This is a genomic window from Bacillus sp. FSL R5-0397 (genome assembly GCF_038593395.1).
Lineage (GTDB): Bacteria > Bacillota > Bacilli > Bacillales > Bacillaceae > Bacillus > Bacillus altitudinis.
The window spans coordinates 2,264,287-2,280,567 of sequence record NZ_CP151992.1 but is presented as its reverse complement, the minus strand read 5'-3'; the positions used below and the strand labels follow the sequence as shown (position 1 = coordinate 2,280,567).

Below are 16,281 nucleotides of genomic sequence, written 5' to 3'. Positions count from 1 at the left end.
GGTTTCTTTTATGTTGACCGATTTGGAAGAAGGAACAAAATCAAGGCGTGAAAAGGGCGGATGAACGGGAAAAAGAGGAGAGAACTTGCAACATTAAACAGCAGACTAAAGTGCGCAATCTGCTGGGCAGGAGAGCTTGCTAAAAGCGCAACAAAATCTGTAATAAAGGTGAGAAAAGGAAGACATAAAAGTACACCTAGAACATTAAACACGACGTGTGCATACGCGGTTTGGCGGGCTGCATAACCGCCAGAGATAGCAGCCATCACGGCAGTAATACATGTTCCGATATTGGACCCTAAAACAAAGCTGATGCCTTCTTTTAGAGCGACAGTCCCTTCATTCATAAATCCCATCAAAATACCGATACATACAGAACTTGAATGAACAATGGCCGTGAACACTGTACCAGAGAGAAGAGCTGTCCAATCGGAATGCTGCATCATTTCAAGGAAACGCAGTGTCTCTGGCTGACTGGTCATCATACCTGCAATTTTTGAAAAACCTTGAATACAAAAAAAGATCATGCCAAGCCCAAATAAACTTTTTCCTGCATATCGAAAAGACTTCCTGCCCAAAATGATACATAAAAGACCAGCTGCAATCAGAACCCACATAAACACGTCCATCTTAATGGCAATAAATTCTGTCGTAAATGTTGAGCCGATATTCGTTCCAAGAATCATGGGTATGGATTTTTTAAACGTGAGAATGCCTGTACTCACAAAGCCGATAACGATGACCATAAACGCCGAACTGCTTTGAAGAACCCCTGTAAACACAATACTGACCAAGAATGCTTTGACTGGATGATCTGTAAAGAGAAGAAGTGATTTCTCAATACGAGACGACGTGAGTGCCATTAATCCTTTCCTAAGCAAACCCATTGCCCATAAAAAAATGAAAATAAGTGCACAAAAATAAATGATCGCCATCATAGAAAAGTCCTCCTCTTACCAATGAATATATGGACTTGTCTACCTGCTCATGACGAAAATATATTTCCAAATCACTTAGTTGACCTCAACCTAGGCTTATATTATAATGTCTAGGTACATGTTTTGCATATGTATATCTTTTTTTAATGCAGTCGATTGGTGTATTCGGAGGGAGGGAAAGAGAATGTCAAAAACGGTCGTTAGAAAAAACGAATCGCTTGAAGATGCTCTTCGTCGCTTTAAACGCAGTGTATCCAAAACTGGAACATTGCAAGAAGCAAGAAAGCGTGAATTTTATGAAAAGCCTAGCGTAAAGCGTAAGAAAAAGTCTGAAGCTGCTAGAAAACGTAAATTCTAAAGAGGGTGGATTTTATGAGTCTTCTTGAGCAATTAAATTCTGATATGAAGCTTTTTATGAAAAACCGAGAGAAAGACAAGCTTATTGTCATTCGTATGGTAAAGGCTTCACTGCAAAATGAAGCAATAAAGCTTAAGAAAGACAGTTTGACCGGAGATGAGGAACTAACCGTCCTTTCCCGCGAGATTAAGCAACGTAAAGACTCCCTCCATGAATTTTCGAAAGCTAATCGCTTAGATTTAGTAGATAAAGTTCAAAAAGAGATTGACATTTTAGACGTTTATTTACCTGAACAGCTTTCTGAAGAAGAACTGCAGGCGGTTGTGAAAGAAACAATCGCCGAAACCGGTGCTTCATCGAAAGCTGATATGGGTAAAGTGATGAGCGCTATTATGCCAAAAGTAAAAGGTAAAGCTGATGGTGCTGTGATTAACAGACTTGTCAGCGAGCAACTGTCTCAATAAAAAAGTATCCTTCTCATGTTAGAAGGGTACTTTTTTTATGCCTCCATAAACCTGTCATATAAAAATGAAACCTATGATACATTTGTAACGTATGTAAAGGAACGGTAAAATGAAAGAAAGAGAGGGGGGATCACCAAATAGATGAAAAAAATGAAAATTTCTATTGCTCTCTTCAGTTGTTTTATAATATGCTTGTTATTAGGGGTTCAATTGACCGCGAAATCAGCAGACCAGAAAGTTCATGTAATCCCAATTGAAGATACAGTAGAAAAAGGACTTTCTAAATTCATTGAACGATCATTTGAGCAGGCAAAGTCGGAACGGGCGAAGCACATCATTCTCGACATCAATACACCAGGTGGTGCAGTCGATGCGGCACTTGAAATAGCCGATACCATTCGTGCATCCGACATCCCAGTGACAGCGTTTGTGAATCATAGAGCGCTTTCAGCCGGGGCATTCATTGCCCTAAATGCCGATCAAATTTATATGACCCCAAACGGAAAGATGGGGGCTGCTGCGATCATTGACGGTGAAGGCAACGCTGCCGATCAAAAATCTGAATCTGTATGGCTTGCTGAAATGAGTGACGCTGCTGAAAAGCAGGGGCGTGATCCAAAATATGCTCTTGCGATGGCAGATGTAGATATAGACGCAAAAGAAGCTGGTGCACCAAAAGGAGAATTGTTGACCTTTAACACAGATCGGGCGCTTCAGTTCGGTTATGCAGAAGGAGAAGCGAAAAATATGGATGACTTGGTTCAGAAGCTGAACTTAGCAGATGCCTCTGTTCAATACGATGAAGTGAGCTTTGCTGAAAAGGTTGCGCGTTTTCTCACGCATCCGATCGTCATTCCTATCCTTTTATCCATTGCGAGCTTAGGATTAATTGTTGAATTATATTCTCCCGGCTTTGGGGTTCCAGGCACCATGGGAGTCACAGCGCTTCTTCTATTCTTTTATGGTCATCTCGTGGCAGGTTTTGCAGGATATGAGACATTGTTCCTGTTTTTGGCAGGGATTGTGTTGATCATTCTGGAATTATTTTTGCCAGGGGGAATCGTGGGTGTCATTGGACTAATCTGTGTCGTTGTCAGCTTATTTTTAGCAGCTGGGAGCTTTACAGAAATGGCGATTTCCATCTTGATTGCCACTGCTGTTTCAATCATAGCAGTTATTTTATTGACAAAGGTGTTGGGGAAACGTATGAAATTTTTTAAAAAGTTCATTTTAACCGATTCAACCAATAAAGAAAGTGGTTATGTGTCAAATGAAACAAGAGATGATCTTGTAGGACAAATCGCAGTGACAGCAACAGCACTTCGTCCATCTGGTACGATTGTATTCGGAGACGAGCGCATTGATGTTTTGTCAGAAGGTGCTTTTATCGATAAGGATGAACAAGTAAAAATTGTGAAAGCGGAAGGCTCACGCATTGTCGTGAGGAAAGTATAGATATACTGATTTTATAGGAGGAATAAAATGGATCCATCTACTTTACTATTATTCGTGATTATCGCAGCAGGTTTGATCGTTCTATCGATCTTCTTCACCTTTGTACCGGTGATGCTGTGGATTTCTGCCCTAGCGGCTGGCGTAAGAGTGAGCATTTTTACACTTGTAGGAATGAGACTTCGCCGAGTGATTCCAAACCGAGTGGTCAACCCGCTCATCAAAGCGCATAAAGCAGGTCTTGATGCGACGATTAACCAATTAGAAAGCCACTATCTTGCAGGTGGTAACGTTGACCGCGTGATCAACGCATTGATCGCAGCTCAGCGTGCGAATATCGAATTGAACTTTGCTCGCTGTGCGGCAATCGACCTAGCAGGCCGTGACGTACTTGAAGCTGTCCAAATGAGTGTAAACCCTAAAGTCATTGAAACACCATTTATCTCAGGTGTTGCGATGGACGGGATTGAAGTCAAAGCAAAAGCACGTATTACAGTTCGTGCAAACATTGACCGACTTGTCGGTGGTGCAGGAGAAGAAACCATCATTGCTCGTGTAGGTGAAGGGATTGTCTCGACAATCGGTTCATCAGATAATCATAAAAAGGTTCTTGAAAATCCTGATATGATTTCTCAAACGGTTCTTGGTAAAGGATTAGATTCAGGTACAGCATTTGAAATTCTCTCGATTGATATCGCAGATGTTGATATCGGTAAGAACATCGGGGCAATTCTGCAGACAGACCAAGCAGAAGCCGACAAAAACATTGCACAGGCGAAAGCAGAAGAACGCCGTGCGATGGCTGTTGCACAAGAACAAGAAATGCGTGCGAGAGTTGAAGAAATGCGCGCGAAAGTAGTAGAAGCTGAGGCGGAAGTACCACTTGCAATGGCCGAAGCACTACGTGAAGGTAATATTGGAGTTATGGACTACATGAACATTAAGAATATCGATGCTGATACGGATATGAGAGATTCATTTGGCAAAATGACAAAAGGTCCATCTGATAATGAAAACAAATAAGCATCCTCTCACGCTTTAAGGAGGGAGCCCATTGGACATTCTATTTGAAAATCCGTTACTAATAGCGATTATCATCGGTATTATCTCTGCAATCTTTGGGAAAATCGGTAAACAAGAGGAGAACGAACAAAAGAACCAGCAAAACAAACCGGCTCCTCAGCGTAAACCAGTGCCGCAAAAGCAAACAAAACAAACAAGTCCAGATCCGGTCGTAACGGACCAGCTTGACGATTTTGGCGATGTACATGATCATGGCGGGATGAAGAAACAAGGTTCACAATCCTTACAGGATCGTTATACAGCTACACTTGCCGAAATGGAAGAAAGAAAAAGCGAGCTGAATAAAGAGTTTCAATCGCTTGAAAGAGAACTTACAAGGCCAAAAGCAGCATCTGCTGGAATGAAGCCGAAAATGATTGAGAAACTCAACCAAGATACGGTCGTTCAAGGGATGATCCTTGGTGAAGTATTTGGAGAGCCCCGTGCGAAAAAGCCGCATCGAACGATGAAACGACCATATAAAAGATAAAGAAGTAAGCCCCCTCATCCTTAAGGGGGGCTTTTTTGTTGTGTAATGGAGACTTTTCTTAGTCAAAATGATGAAACGGCTGTTTTACGGGATTCATTAGCATGATATGAACCGCTGAGGAATAGGATGATATAGAGGCTTTCTCATCAGTCTCACCATCTTTCAGTTTGATCTCATACACATGAGGTGGGAAGGGGTTCTTATTGAATGGGAAAAAGAAAAAATCGACTTAAAGCATGGCTGACAAGAACACTTGAAATCCCTCCGGACGTGATGATGGATCTTCCCCGTATTACGATGGTTGGCAGACTCCATATTTACATAGAGAACCATAAAGGGCTTTTACTTTTCAGTGATCAAGAGGTAAGGCTGATGCTCAAGCAAGGACAGTGCATTATTTCAGGAAAAGACTTTGTGATTAAAACGATTTTGCCAGAAGAGATCTTATTAGAGGGGAAAATCGATGAGGTCCGTTATATTGATTCTTAACTGACGGAGGGGAGAAACGTGAAGAACAAATGGTTTGCCTATTTTATTGGCAGAGTGGAAGTGGAGATAAGAGGAAGCGGTATTGAGCGGCTGATCAATGAGTGCACGAGACAGGGGATCACAATTTTTCAAGTGAGCCGCCGTCAAGACAGCGTGCGCTTATTTATTCGCCTCTCAGATGTACATGCCTTTAGAAAAGTGCGCAGACATCATGAGGTGAAATGTTCATTTCATCAAAAGAAAGGGTTCCCGTTTCTTCTTCTATGGTCGAGAAGAAATATTGGATTCACCCTCGGGATGGCTTTTTTCCTAGTGACGATATTGGCTCTTTCAAATATGGTGTGGAAAATTGAGATTAAAGGTGCGAATCCAGAAACAGAACACCAAATGAGAAAGCATTTAGATGAAATTGGGGTACAAAAAGGGCGTTTTCAGTTTCTCATGGGGACCCCTGAAAAAATACAAAAGTCATTGACGACCAATATTCAGAGCATTACATGGGTCGGAGTTGAACTGAACGGAACGACGTTTCAAATGAAAGTGGTCGAAAAAAATGAACCTGAAAAGGAGAAATATACGAGTCCTCAGCACATCGTTGCCAAGAAAAAGGCGGTCATCACGAGAATGTATGTAGAAAAGGGGGAACCGCTTGCCCAGGTCGATGAACATGTGAAAAAAGGGCAGATGCTCGTCTCAGGTTTAATTGGGAGTGAAGATCAGAAAAAAACGGTCGGAGCCAAAGCGAAAATATATGGTGAAACATGGTACCGATCTGAAGTTTCTGTCCCTCTCCGAACATCTTTTGATGTCTTTACGGGTAAAATGAAGACAAAGCACAAGCTATCCTTGTTTGGAGGCTCCATCCCATTTTGGGGATTTTCCTTTAAAAAAGATGATTTTCAGCAGCCGAAAACAGAAAAAGAAGTTCACCCGCTTCATTTTTTGAATATGCAACTACCGTTCTCCTATGAAAAGGAAATCACACGAGAAAGTGAAAAAATAAATCGAGAATACACAAATAAAGAAGCGGTTCAAGCAGGGATTAAAATGGGTAAAAAAGAATTAGAAGAAAAGCTAGGTCAAACAGGTGAGGTGAAAAGTGAAAAAGTTTTGCACGAGACAACAGGGAATGGTAAAGTTAAGTTAATCATCCTTTACCAAGTAATAGAAGATATTGTTCAACCAACACCTATTGTTCAGGGAGACTAGAGAATGACAGAACATTTACTTGAGATTCAACAAAAATTGGATAGCCCAAACGAAGCCATTGCTTTATTTGGCAATCAAGATGCTTATCTGAAACTGATGGAAAACGAGCTGAATGTCTCCATTATCACACGTGGAGAGAAAGTGTATGTTTCTGGTCAGGAAGCATCAAGAGATACTGTGAGCCGTTTAATTACATCTCTCTTACATCTCATTCGTAAAGGAATTGAGATTTCTGAACGGGATGTCGTCTATGCCATTAAAATGGCGCAAAAAGACAAGCTCAATTATTTTGAAAATATGTATGAAGATGAAATTACGAAAAATGCCAAAGGAAAGTCGATCAGAGTCAAAACGATCGGCCAGCGTGAATATGCTGCGGCAATGAAAAAAGATGATCTGGTCTTTGGGATTGGACCTGCTGGTACAGGTAAAACGTATTTGGCAGTGGTCAACGCCGTACATGCCCTGAAAAATGGACATGTCAAACGGATTATCCTGACAAGGCCAGCTGTTGAAGCAGGAGAAAGTCTTGGCTTTTTGCCAGGAGATTTAAAAGAAAAAGTCGATCCTTATTTAAGACCGCTATATGATGCTTTGCACGATGTGCTTGGTAGTGATCATACGGAACGTTTAATTGAGCGCGGAGTGATTGAAATTGCCCCTCTTGCCTATATGAGAGGGCGGACGCTTGATGATGCATTTGTGATTTTAGATGAAGCGCAGAATACAACGCCAGCTCAAATGAAAATGTTTTTGACGAGACTGGGCTTTGGTTCTAAAATGGTCATTACAGGAGATATTACACAAATTGATCTGCCTAAAGGTATGCAGTCAGGCCTTGCAGCTGCAAAGGACATGCTTGCTGAGATCAAGGGTATCTCATTCATTGAATTAGATCAGACAGATGTGGTCAGACACCCGCTTGTGGCGAAGATCATTGGAGCATACGAAAAGCAAAAATGAACTGAGTGACCCGATCGTCTTAATCGGGTCATTTTGTTTCGATCGTGGTTTAAAGTAAAAAAGGAGGTACTTTCCTTGAGAAAGAATCAGAAAGGCAGTAAGCGAAAAAGACTGCTGTCTAAAAAAGAACCTCAAAAAATGGAGCGCTCACGCTATTTAAACGTACTGCTATACGCTGGTTTAGCAGCCATTCTGTTTGTGGTGCTCTTCTTCCATGTAAAGCCTGAATCGCTCGACCTAGATTTGTTTTCAGTGAGCGAGCAGACCATCTATTCTCCGTCTACCGTTGATGATCAAGAAGCAACAGAAGAAAAGAAACAAGAAGCAACGGATCAAGTAGAAGACCAATATACACTCAAAAAAGCGTATTCTGATAATCGTGTTGACCTCATTTCATCCCTCTTTGAAGCCATTAAAGAAGAGAAGAAAGCAGCAGCTGATGATAAAGAGAACCCGCCAACAGATCAAGAGATGGTGAAGCGTGTAAAAGAAAAACTCACAACGGATATGCAGGAAGCTGTTTCGGATCAATCGATTAAAGCACTGCTCCAAGCAAGTGACGAAAACCTTTCTTTTACAAAGGATTCCATCATCACAGTGGTCAATTCTCTCATGGGTAAAGAAATCACAGCTTCTAAGCTGCAAGATGAAAAGAAACAAGTGAAAGCAGAGCTTGAAAACAATTCGATTCCATCAAAATATTTAAATGCAGCGAAAGAAATTGGTGAATTTGCGATTATTCCAAACTATGTATTTGACCCGGTCGCAACAGAGAAGAAAAGACAAGAAGCAGCTGATAATATCCAGCCGGTTCAAATCAAGCAAGGGCAAATTTTAGTAGAAGAAGGCGAGCTCATTGACCGTGAAGTGTATCGTAAATTAGAACTGACGGGTCTTTTAAACAGTTCCAATTTGTTTAAGCCTGTAAGCGGTCTTATCATCTTAATCGGTCTCTTCTTAGCGGCGATTGTCCACTCACTGGAATCGAGGAAAAAGTCGCTCGTCCATAAGAATAAATCGTTACTGCTGTACTCGCTCATTTTCACCATTATTTTAATCATCATGGAAGTATTCAGTCTCTTCCAGGAAACCAAATATACAACCATCGGCTACGTCGTGCCTGTTGCACTTGGTACGATGCTGATTAAGCTGCTGATCAATGAGCGGCTGGCGATCTTCTCCGGTCTTGTATTTGCCCTTTGCGGCAGTATGATGTTTAATCAAGGAGTAACAGGTGTCTTTAACTATGTCATCTGTGCTTATTATCTAATAAGCGGGATGGCAGGAATTTTATTTTTGAGAAAACATAATGCGAGATCGAAAATTTTGCAGGCGGGGCTTTGGGTAGCTTTGGTGAATGTACTTGTCGTGCTGTCCATTACGCTGATTCAAAATTCTTCTCCATCAGGGCTTGAAATAGGTGTGAACCTCATCATGGCGATTGTGTCAGGGTTTGCATCGGCTATTTTGGTTATTGGGTTAATGCCAGTCTTTGAGAGCATGTTTGGCATTCTTTCGACCATGAAGCTTATTGAATTATCGAACCCGAATCATCCGCTGCTGAAAAAGATTTTAACAGAGACGCCAGGTACATATCATCATAGTGTCATGGTGGCGAATTTAGCGGATGCTGCATGTGAAGCAGTCGGTGCAAATGGATTGTTAGCAAGGGTTGGGGCTTATTATCATGACATTGGAAAAACGAAAAGACCCCAATACTTTATTGAAAACCAAATGAACATTGATAATCCGCACGACAAGCTTTCTCCTCAGCTGAGCAAGAATATTATTATTGCCCATACGACAGATGGTGCTGAAATGCTGAGAGAAAAGAAGTTTCCAGAGGAACTTGTGGACATTGCAGAACAGCATCACGGAAAGTCCCTGCTGAAGTTCTTTTACTATAAGGCAAAAGAACGGGATGATCAGGTGACAGAAGAAGAATTTCGTTATCCTGGTCCAAAACCGCAATCGAAAGAAGCGGCCATTATTTCTGTAGCTGACAGCGTGGAAGCGGCGGTTCGTTCGATGCATAATCCAAACCCTGAGCGGATTGAAAAGCTTGTGAAGGGCATTATTTCAGATAAGATGCAGGATGGACAATTTAGTGAATGTGATCTGACATTTAAAGAATTAAATATTATTAGCCAAACAATTTGTACAACATTAAAGGGGATTTTCCATTCTCGGATTGAATATCCAGATGCCCCGAAGCAGAAGGTGAAGTAAATGACATTGTTAATCGATTTAATAGATGAAACAGGACAAGTATCGAAAGAGCAGCTTGAAGAAGTGGAAAAACTTCTTCAATTTGCTGCGGATGCTCTTGAAGTAAAAGATCAAGCAGAAGTATCAGTATCGATCGTTTCAAATGAAGAAATTCATCAAATTAATAAAGAATACCGAGGAAAAGATGCACCAACAGATGTAATTTCATTTGCCCTTGAGGAAGAAGGCGAAGGGGAAATTGAAATCATTGGAGCTGATGACATTCCGCCTGTACTTGGTGACATTATCATTAGTGTTGATCGTACGAAAGAGCAAGCAGAGGAATATGGACATTCCTTTATGAGAGAGCTAGGATTTTTAACGATTCATGGTTTTCTTCATTTGCTTGGTTATGATCATATGACAGAAGAAGATGAAAAAGAAATGTTCGCCAAACAGACAAAAATCTTGGATGATTATGGCCTTTCGAGATCATCGTAAGAAGCGAACGCCGCTTGTCCGTTTTTTTCGGAGTTTTTATTATGCATTTAGAGGAATATGGCGAACATTCTTGAATGAACGGAATTTTCGGTTTCACACAGTCGCAGCCATCATCGTGGTGATTTGCGGCTTTTGGTTTCACATTCATCCGGTTGAATGGATGATCATTCTGCTTTTATGCGGCGGGATGTTTGCGTTAGAACTTGTGAATACAGCGATTGAACATACAGTAGATCTTTTCACAGAAGAGAAGCATCCTCTTGCTGAGAGAGCGAAGGACGCGGCAGCAGGCGCTGTTTGCGTTTACGCCGCCATTTCGGTTATGATTGGGTTGATGATCTTCTTACCGAAGATCATGCAATAGAACAATATTACTATTTATTAACATTTTTAGAAATGGGCGTGAAAATGTCACGTGAATTATGTAAAATATAAATGTGACAGTGGTACCATTTCTTCTGAAAGTGGGAACTAGAATGAACAAACAAGAGTTGATTTCAGAAGCAGTCAAAGCAAGAGATTTTGCATATGTACCCTATTCTAAATTCAAAGTCGGTGCAGCATTATTATCGCATGACGGAAAAGTGTATGGCGGCTGCAATATTGAAAATGCAGCATACGGTATGTGTAATTGTGCGGAAAGAACAGCACTTTTTAAAGCTTACTCAGAGGGCATCACATCTTTTCAAATGCTTGCAGTAGTGGCTGATACAGATCGACCTGTTTCACCATGCGGCGCATGCAGACAGGTCATTTCAGAGCTATGTGCACCTGATATGCCAGTGATTCTAACGAACTTAAAAGGACATATATACGAAACGACAGTAAACGAACTATTGCCAGGCGCATTTTCACCGGAGGATTTAAATGACTAACGAAAGCTTCAAATCAGGATTTGTATCAATTATTGGAAGACCAAATGTAGGGAAATCGACCTTTCTTAATCGTGTGATTGGGCAAAAGATTGCGATTATGAGTGATAAGCCCCAAACGACTCGAAACAAAGTGCAAGGTGTTCTGACAACGAACACGTCACAAACGATTTTTATCGATACACCAGGAATTCATAAACCGAAGCACAAACTTGGCGATTTTATGATGAGGGTGGCTCAAAATACACTCAAGGAAGTCGACCTGATCTTGTTTATGATCAACGCACAGGAAGGCTATGGAAAAGGTGATGAATTCATCATTGAACGACTAAAGCAAACATCGACACCGGTGTTCCTTGTCGTCAATAAAATTGACCAAATTCATCCGGATGAACTGTTCCTTTTAATTGATGAATACCGCACACGTTACCCATTTAAGGAAATTGTGCCAATTTCAGCACTTGAAGGCAACAACATTGATACGCTTCTTCAGCAAATTGAAGGTTATCTTCCAGAAGGCCCTCAATTTTATCCGGCAGATCAAGTAACAGATCACCCAGAGCGATTTATTATTTCTGAGTTAATTCGTGAAAAAGTGCTGCATTTAACGAGAGAAGAGATCCCTCACAGTATTGCGGTTGCGATTGAATCGATCAAGCCAGATGAAAACGGCAAGATTCATGTTGCAGCGACCATCGTCGTAGAACGTGATTCACAAAAAGGGATTGTGATTGGTAAGCGCGGCAGCTTATTAAAAGAAGTGGGACAAAAAGCGCGCAGAGACATTGAAGCACTTTTAGGCTCAAAGGTGTATTTAGAGCTTTGGGTAAAAGTGCAGAAGGATTGGCGTAATAAATCCACACATCTTCGTGATTTCGGATTTAGAGAAGACGAATATTAAAAACCGATACAGTTGTTAGTAGATCTGACAATGGTGCGGTTCGATTAGTAAAAATTGTTTATCATGAAATGGAGGTAGCCTGGTCAAGATAAAGTTAATATGTTGGATGTAGCGTTGCTGCTTCTAATAAAGAAAGGTGGGGTTTTTATGTTGAATTTTACATGGAACGTATTTTCACAAACAGGAAGCGTTGACACGTATCTGCTTTTCAAAGAGTTAGAAAAGGAGAACCTGGAAAGACCCGATGTACTTGAAGAAGAAATAGCACGACTTGATTTTCCAATCTTATAATTCTTGACCCCCTCCAACGCTCGGAGTGTAGACAAATGCTCATTAAAAGTGAAGGAATCGTCCTTAGAACAACAGATTATGGCGAAACAAACAAAATTGTCACGCTGCTCACTAGAGAACATGGGAAAATTGGTGTGATGGCAAGGGGCGCTAAGAAATCAAACAGCCGCCTGTCAGCCATAAGCCAGCCGTTTTTATACGGAACCTTCCTGATCCAATCATCAACAGGACTTGGAACGCTCCAGCAAGGTGAAATGATGGAAAGCATGCGAACCATTCGGGAAGATTTATTTCTGACCGCATATGCCGCATATATGACAGAATTACTTGATAAAGGAACAGAAGAAAAGAAGCCAAACCCTTACTTGTTTGAACTTCTTCTTCAATCTTTACGCCATCTCAATGAAGGCACAGATGCTGATATTATTTTATTTATCGTAGAGGTTAAAATGCTGTCAGTGATGGGGTTGAAGCCTGAACTGGACCAATGTGTACACTGCGGTCAAAAAGAAGGGCAGTTCCACTTCTCAATTAGAGATAACGGATTCATCTGTAAGCAATGCTTTTCTAAAGATCCATATAAACTGCCCTTATCCCCAGCAGCAGCAAGACTGCTCCGTTTGTTTCATTATTTTGATTTATCAAGGCTTGGTCAGGTTGACGTGAAACCACAAACGAAACAAGAAATTCGTCAAGTGCTCGATCATTATTATGAAGAGTATTCAGGTCTTTATTTAAAATCAAAAAAATTCATGAATCAAATGGAATCCATGAAAAAGCTAATGGACGGTGAAAACAAAAGTTGACATCTCTCGTGACTTTTTGTAAGATCATCTAAGATCAAATATGTTGCATTGACAGAAAGAAGTACTTACGTATCAGCCATAAAAGCGACCTTAGGGCGGTGTGAGCTAAGGATGGACACGTAACGAAAGGCATTCTTGAGCAACGTAAAACAAAGCGGCTGGGTGCTACGACACCAGCAAATAGGGTGGAACCGCGGGAAAAACTCTCGTCCCTATGTTTGCAAGGAACCTTGTGAGCATAGAGACGGGAGTTTTTGTGTTTTGCAAAAAGGTTCTAGGCCCCACCGCCATACATAGCGGATGGTGTAAAAAAGATGGAGGTGCGATCATTGAATATTCAAGACATGATTTTGACACTGCAAAAGCATTGGTCAAATGAAGGCTGCGTATTAATGCAGGCATATGACACAGAAAAAGGTGCTGGAACGATGAGTCCATACACGTTCCTCAGAAGCATTGGGCCAGAGCCATGGAAGGTAGCCTATGTAGAACCTTCAAGACGCCCGGCTGACGGCAGATATGGAGAAAACCCAAACAGATTGTATCAACATCATCAATTTCAAGTGATCATTAAGCCATCACCTGACAATATTCAAGAACTGTATCTAGAATCATTGAAGGCGCTTGGCATTGACCCGCTGAAACATGATATTCGTTTTGTTGAAGACAACTGGGAAAACCCATCTCTTGGCTGCGCAGGACTTGGCTGGGAAGTTTGGCTTGATGGAATGGAAATTACGCAATTTACGTATTTCCAGCAAGTCGGCGGTTTAGAATGTAAGCCAGTTTCTGTTGAAATCACATACGGAATTGAGCGTCTTGCTTCTTACATCCAGGACAAAGAAAATGTATTTGACCTTGAATGGACAGATGGCTTTACTGTAAGAGATTTATTCTTAATGGCTGAATACGAGCATTCTGTGTATACGTTTGAAACATCTAATACGGATATGCTGTTCGATTTATTTACAACATATGAAAAAGAAGCACATAGCCAAATGGACAAAGGGCTTGTTCACCCGGCATATGATTATGTACTCAAATGTTCTCACACATTTAACCTGCTTGATGCCAAAGGCGCGATTTCTGTGACTGAGCGAACAGGTTATATCGGAAGAGTACGTCAGTTAGCGAGAAAAGTAGCCAAAACATATTACGAAGAACGAGAAAAACTAGGATTCCCTATGCTAAAAGAGGAGGCGGCTTCTCATGAATAAACAAGATGTATTACTTGAAATCGGCTTAGAAGAGATGCCGGCTCGTTTCATGCCAGAAAGCACAAAGCAGCTAGGTGACAAAGTAAAAGCTTGGTTCGTAGCGCAAAATATTTCATTCGAAGACGTTGCTTTATTTAATTCACCAAGACGTCTGGCTGTACTTGTCAAAGGTGTTGCAGAAAAACAAGAGGACATCAAAGAAGAAGCAAAAGGACCGGCTAAAAAGATTGCTCAAGATGCTGAAGGCAATTGGACAAAAGCTGCCGAAGGTTTTGCCCGCGGACAAGGCGCATCAACTGATGATCTGTATTTCAAAGACATCAAAGGTGTAGATTATGTCCATGTCCAAAAGTTTCAAGAAGGTAAGCAAGTCAAAGACCTTCTTCCAGCATTGGGAGACATTGCCGCTTCATTGAGTTTTCCAAAGAACATGAGATGGGGAAGCGAGGATTTACGCTATATCCGTCCAATTAAATGGATTGTTTGTTTATTTGGTCAAGAGATCATTCCTGTCGAAATTGCAGGAGTGAAAAGCGGACGGGAGACTAGAGGACATCGTTTCCTAGGGACGACAGCCAGCATTGACACACCAGCTTCTTATGAGCAAACATTAAGAGATCAATTTGTCATTGTAGATTCAGATAAAAGAAAACAATTAATTACTGAGCAATTACATGCCCTTTCTTCCGAAAAAGGCTGGGTCATTCCAGTTGATCCTGAGCTTCTAGAAGAAGTGAACGATCTCGTTGAATATCCAACCGTTCTATTTGGTTCTTTTGAAGAAGAATTTCTTGCGCTGCCAGAAGAAGTGCTTGTCACGACAATGAAAGAGCATCAGCGTTATTTCCCAGTGAAAAATGAACAAGGGGAATTACTGCCGCACTTTATTACGGTCAGAAACGGGAACAGTGAGGCACTTGAAAATGTGGCAAGAGGGAACGAAAAGGTCCTTCGTGCACGTTTATCAGATGCGGCATTTTTCTATAAAGAAGACGAAAAACTCGTCATTGAAGACAACATTCAAAAGCTTGATAAAGTCGTATTCCATGAGAAACTTGGCACGATTGGCGACAAGCTGAAAAGAGTAACAGACATTGCTGTCCGCCTTGCTAGTCATGTGGGTGCAGATGAAGAAACGTCTAAACGCGCTGCAAGAGCAGCCAGTATTTCTAAATTTGACCTTGTGACTCAGATGGTCTATGAATTCCCAGAACTGCAAGGAATCATGGGTGAAAAATATGCTAGAGCACTTGGCGAGCATGAAGAAGTCGCAAAGAGTATCAACGAGCACTATATGCCGCGTTTTGCCGGTGACGATGCGCCGTCAACACTTATTGGGGCGATTGTTGCAGTGGCGGATAAGCTAGATTCTATTTGTTCATTCTTCTCAATTGATGTCATTCCAACGGGCTCTCAAGATCCTTATGGATTAAGAAGACAAGCGAGCGGTATCGTTCAAATCCTGCTCGACCGCCAATGGAATCTTTCATTTAAAGAGCTTTTAGCACTAGCTCAAGTAGATGCAAAACATGAAGCGGCTCTCATTGAATTTTTAACACACCGTTTGAAATATGTCCTCCAAGCAGAACATATCCGTCATGACGTGGTGGAAGCAGTCCTTGATGTTGAAAATATTGAACCATATGCGGTTGTGAAAAAAGCGGCTGTTCTTGAAGAGAGCGTGAAACAGGAGAGTTTCAAAGAAACGGCTGAGGCACTAGGCCGCGTCATTTCAATCAGTAAAAAAGGGGAAGACGCACAGATTCAGCCTGAACTGTTTGAAAATGAACACGAACAAAAGCTATTTGAAGCGTATCAGCAAGCGGAAAAAGCCGTCAACGAGTATATGGCAAAAGGTCAGTACCAATCAGCACTTGAAGCGCTAGATACATTAAAAGCACCAATTGTTCATTATTTCGACCATACCATGGTTCATGCGGATGATGAAAAACTGAAACAAAATCGTTTGGCACAAATGGTCAAACTTGCAAAAGTCATTCAATCATTTGCGAATATGAACAATTTAATTGTAAAATAAATACCTAAGAACGGTTGCCTTT

General features: G+C 41.3%; 18 protein-coding genes. 17 read left to right on the top strand and 1 reads right to left on the bottom strand.

Annotation, left to right across the window (positions count from 1 at the left end; translation table 11 throughout):
• Positions 1-8: 8 nt before the first annotated feature.
• Positions 9-938: a Na/Pi symporter gene (locus tag NSQ70_RS11655; RefSeq protein ID WP_217966987.1), complete on the bottom strand. Its 930-nt coding sequence runs from the start codon at positions 936-938 to the stop codon at positions 9-11.
• A gap of 184 nt (positions 939-1,122) precedes the next feature.
• Between NSQ70_RS11655 and rpsU the strand changes: the two genes are divergently transcribed.
• The 17 genes from rpsU to glyS all read left to right on the top strand — a co-directional run bounded on the left by rpsU (position 1,123) and on the right by glyS (position 16,259).
• Positions 1,123-1,296 carry a 30S ribosomal protein S21 gene (rpsU, locus tag NSQ70_RS11650; RefSeq protein WP_003152957.1) on the top strand — a complete coding sequence of 58 codons (174 nt, stop codon included), beginning with the start codon at positions 1,123-1,125 and terminating at the stop codon, positions 1,294-1,296.
• A gap of 14 nt (positions 1,297-1,310) precedes the next feature.
• Positions 1,311-1,760 carry a GatB/YqeY domain-containing protein gene (locus tag NSQ70_RS11645; protein WP_007501319.1) on the top strand — a complete coding sequence of 150 codons (450 nt, stop codon included), beginning with the start codon at positions 1,311-1,313 and terminating at the stop codon, positions 1,758-1,760.
• Positions 1,761-1,901: 141 nt separating this feature from the next.
• Positions 1,902-3,215, top strand: coding sequence for a nodulation protein NfeD (locus NSQ70_RS11640; RefSeq protein ID WP_342502161.1), 1,314 nt, complete (start codon positions 1,902-1,904; stop codon positions 3,213-3,215).
• Positions 3,216-3,242: 27 nt separating this feature from the next.
• Positions 3,243-4,235, top strand: coding sequence for a flotillin-like protein FloA (gene floA, locus NSQ70_RS11635; protein WP_008356247.1), 993 nt, complete (start codon positions 3,243-3,245; stop codon positions 4,233-4,235).
• A 31-nt stretch (positions 4,236-4,266) separates the two neighbouring features.
• On the top strand, positions 4,267-4,764 hold the full coding sequence (locus NSQ70_RS11630) for a hypothetical protein (protein ID WP_058336633.1): 498 nt from the start codon (positions 4,267-4,269) through the stop codon (positions 4,762-4,764).
• Between the two features lie 207 nt (positions 4,765-4,971).
• Complete coding sequence (gene yqfC / locus NSQ70_RS11625; protein ID WP_012010618.1) at positions 4,972-5,253, top strand: sporulation protein YqfC; 282 nt, start codon at positions 4,972-4,974, stop codon at positions 5,251-5,253.
• An 18-nt stretch (positions 5,254-5,271) separates the two neighbouring features.
• Complete coding sequence (yqfD, locus tag NSQ70_RS11620; RefSeq protein ID WP_041506935.1) at positions 5,272-6,462, top strand: sporulation protein YqfD; 1,191 nt, start codon at positions 5,272-5,274, stop codon at positions 6,460-6,462.
• Positions 6,463-6,465: 3 nt separating this feature from the next.
• A complete protein-coding gene (locus tag NSQ70_RS11615; protein ID WP_008342419.1) occupies positions 6,466-7,425 on the top strand; it encodes a PhoH family protein in 960 nt (319 codons plus the stop codon).
• Between the two features lie 138 nt (positions 7,426-7,563).
• Positions 7,564-9,654 carry an HD family phosphohydrolase gene (locus NSQ70_RS11610; RefSeq protein ID WP_173408463.1) on the top strand — a complete coding sequence of 697 codons (2,091 nt, stop codon included), beginning with the start codon at positions 7,564-7,566 and terminating at the stop codon, positions 9,652-9,654.
• Complete coding sequence (gene ybeY, locus NSQ70_RS11605) at positions 9,655-10,134, top strand: rRNA maturation RNase YbeY (RefSeq protein ID WP_007501310.1); 480 nt, start codon at positions 9,655-9,657, stop codon at positions 10,132-10,134.
• Positions 10,112-10,498: a diacylglycerol kinase family protein gene (locus tag NSQ70_RS11600; RefSeq protein WP_024718818.1), complete on the top strand. Its 387-nt coding sequence runs from the start codon at positions 10,112-10,114 to the stop codon at positions 10,496-10,498. The genes ybeY and NSQ70_RS11600 overlap by 23 nt, the downstream gene beginning before the upstream one ends.
• Before the next feature lie 112 nt (positions 10,499-10,610).
• Positions 10,611-11,009 (top strand): cytidine deaminase, encoded by a 399-nt coding sequence (locus NSQ70_RS11595; protein WP_008342410.1) that lies wholly within the window; start codon positions 10,611-10,613, stop codon positions 11,007-11,009.
• The gene (era, locus tag NSQ70_RS11590; RefSeq protein WP_007501305.1) at positions 11,002-11,907 is read left to right on the top strand and encodes a GTPase Era; all 906 of its coding nucleotides are present in this window, start codon (positions 11,002-11,004) and stop codon (positions 11,905-11,907) included. Before NSQ70_RS11595 ends, era begins: the two co-directional genes overlap by 8 nt.
• 147 nt (positions 11,908-12,054) lie before the next feature.
• Positions 12,055-12,198, top strand: coding sequence for a YqzL family protein (locus NSQ70_RS11585; RefSeq protein ID WP_008342408.1), 144 nt, complete (start codon positions 12,055-12,057; stop codon positions 12,196-12,198).
• Positions 12,199-12,233: 35 nt separating this feature from the next.
• Positions 12,234-13,004 carry a DNA repair protein RecO gene (recO, locus tag NSQ70_RS11580; RefSeq protein ID WP_008342406.1) on the top strand — a complete coding sequence of 257 codons (771 nt, stop codon included), beginning with the start codon at positions 12,234-12,236 and terminating at the stop codon, positions 13,002-13,004.
• Positions 13,005-13,333: 329 nt separating this feature from the next.
• A complete protein-coding gene (gene glyQ, locus NSQ70_RS11575) occupies positions 13,334-14,221 on the top strand; it encodes a glycine--tRNA ligase subunit alpha (protein ID WP_003217487.1) in 888 nt (295 codons plus the stop codon).
• Entirely contained in the window at positions 14,214-16,259 is a 2,046-nt protein-coding gene (gene glyS, locus NSQ70_RS11570; protein WP_274660610.1) for a glycine--tRNA ligase subunit beta, read from the top strand. The genes glyQ and glyS overlap by 8 nt, the downstream gene beginning before the upstream one ends.
• The last annotated feature ends 22 nt before the right edge of the window (positions 16,260-16,281 follow it).

What these genes read in the sequence shown, in the direction of transcription:
- NSQ70_RS11655 (WP_217966987.1), bottom strand. Translation starts at nt 938, where the DNA reads ATGATGGCGATCATTTATTTTTGTGCACTTATTTTCATTTTTTTATGG.
- rpsU (WP_003152957.1), top strand. Translation starts at nt 1,123, where the DNA reads ATGTCAAAAACGGTCGTTAGAAAAAACGAATCGCTTGAAGATGCTCTT.
- NSQ70_RS11645 (WP_007501319.1), top strand. Translation starts at nt 1,311, where the DNA reads ATGAGTCTTCTTGAGCAATTAAATTCTGATATGAAGCTTTTTATGAAA.
- NSQ70_RS11640 (WP_342502161.1), top strand. Translation starts at nt 1,902, where the DNA reads ATGAAAAAAATGAAAATTTCTATTGCTCTCTTCAGTTGTTTTATAATA.
- floA (WP_008356247.1), top strand. Translation starts at nt 3,243, where the DNA reads ATGGATCCATCTACTTTACTATTATTCGTGATTATCGCAGCAGGTTTG.
- yqfC (WP_012010618.1), top strand. Translation starts at nt 4,972, where the DNA reads ATGGGAAAAAGAAAAAATCGACTTAAAGCATGGCTGACAAGAACACTT.
- NSQ70_RS11615 (WP_008342419.1), top strand. Translation starts at nt 6,466, where the DNA reads ATGACAGAACATTTACTTGAGATTCAACAAAAATTGGATAGCCCAAAC.
- NSQ70_RS11610 (WP_173408463.1), top strand. Translation starts at nt 7,564, where the DNA reads ATGGAGCGCTCACGCTATTTAAACGTACTGCTATACGCTGGTTTAGCA.
- ybeY (WP_007501310.1), top strand. Translation starts at nt 9,655, where the DNA reads ATGACATTGTTAATCGATTTAATAGATGAAACAGGACAAGTATCGAAA.
- NSQ70_RS11600 (WP_024718818.1), top strand. Translation starts at nt 10,112, where the DNA reads ATGGCCTTTCGAGATCATCGTAAGAAGCGAACGCCGCTTGTCCGTTTT.
- NSQ70_RS11595 (WP_008342410.1), top strand. Translation starts at nt 10,611, where the DNA reads ATGAACAAACAAGAGTTGATTTCAGAAGCAGTCAAAGCAAGAGATTTT.
- era (WP_007501305.1), top strand. Translation starts at nt 11,002, where the DNA reads ATGACTAACGAAAGCTTCAAATCAGGATTTGTATCAATTATTGGAAGA.
- NSQ70_RS11585 (WP_008342408.1), top strand. Translation starts at nt 12,055, where the DNA reads ATGTTGAATTTTACATGGAACGTATTTTCACAAACAGGAAGCGTTGAC.
- recO (WP_008342406.1), top strand. Translation starts at nt 12,234, where the DNA reads ATGCTCATTAAAAGTGAAGGAATCGTCCTTAGAACAACAGATTATGGC.
- glyS (WP_274660610.1), top strand. Translation starts at nt 14,214, where the DNA reads ATGAATAAACAAGATGTATTACTTGAAATCGGCTTAGAAGAGATGCCG.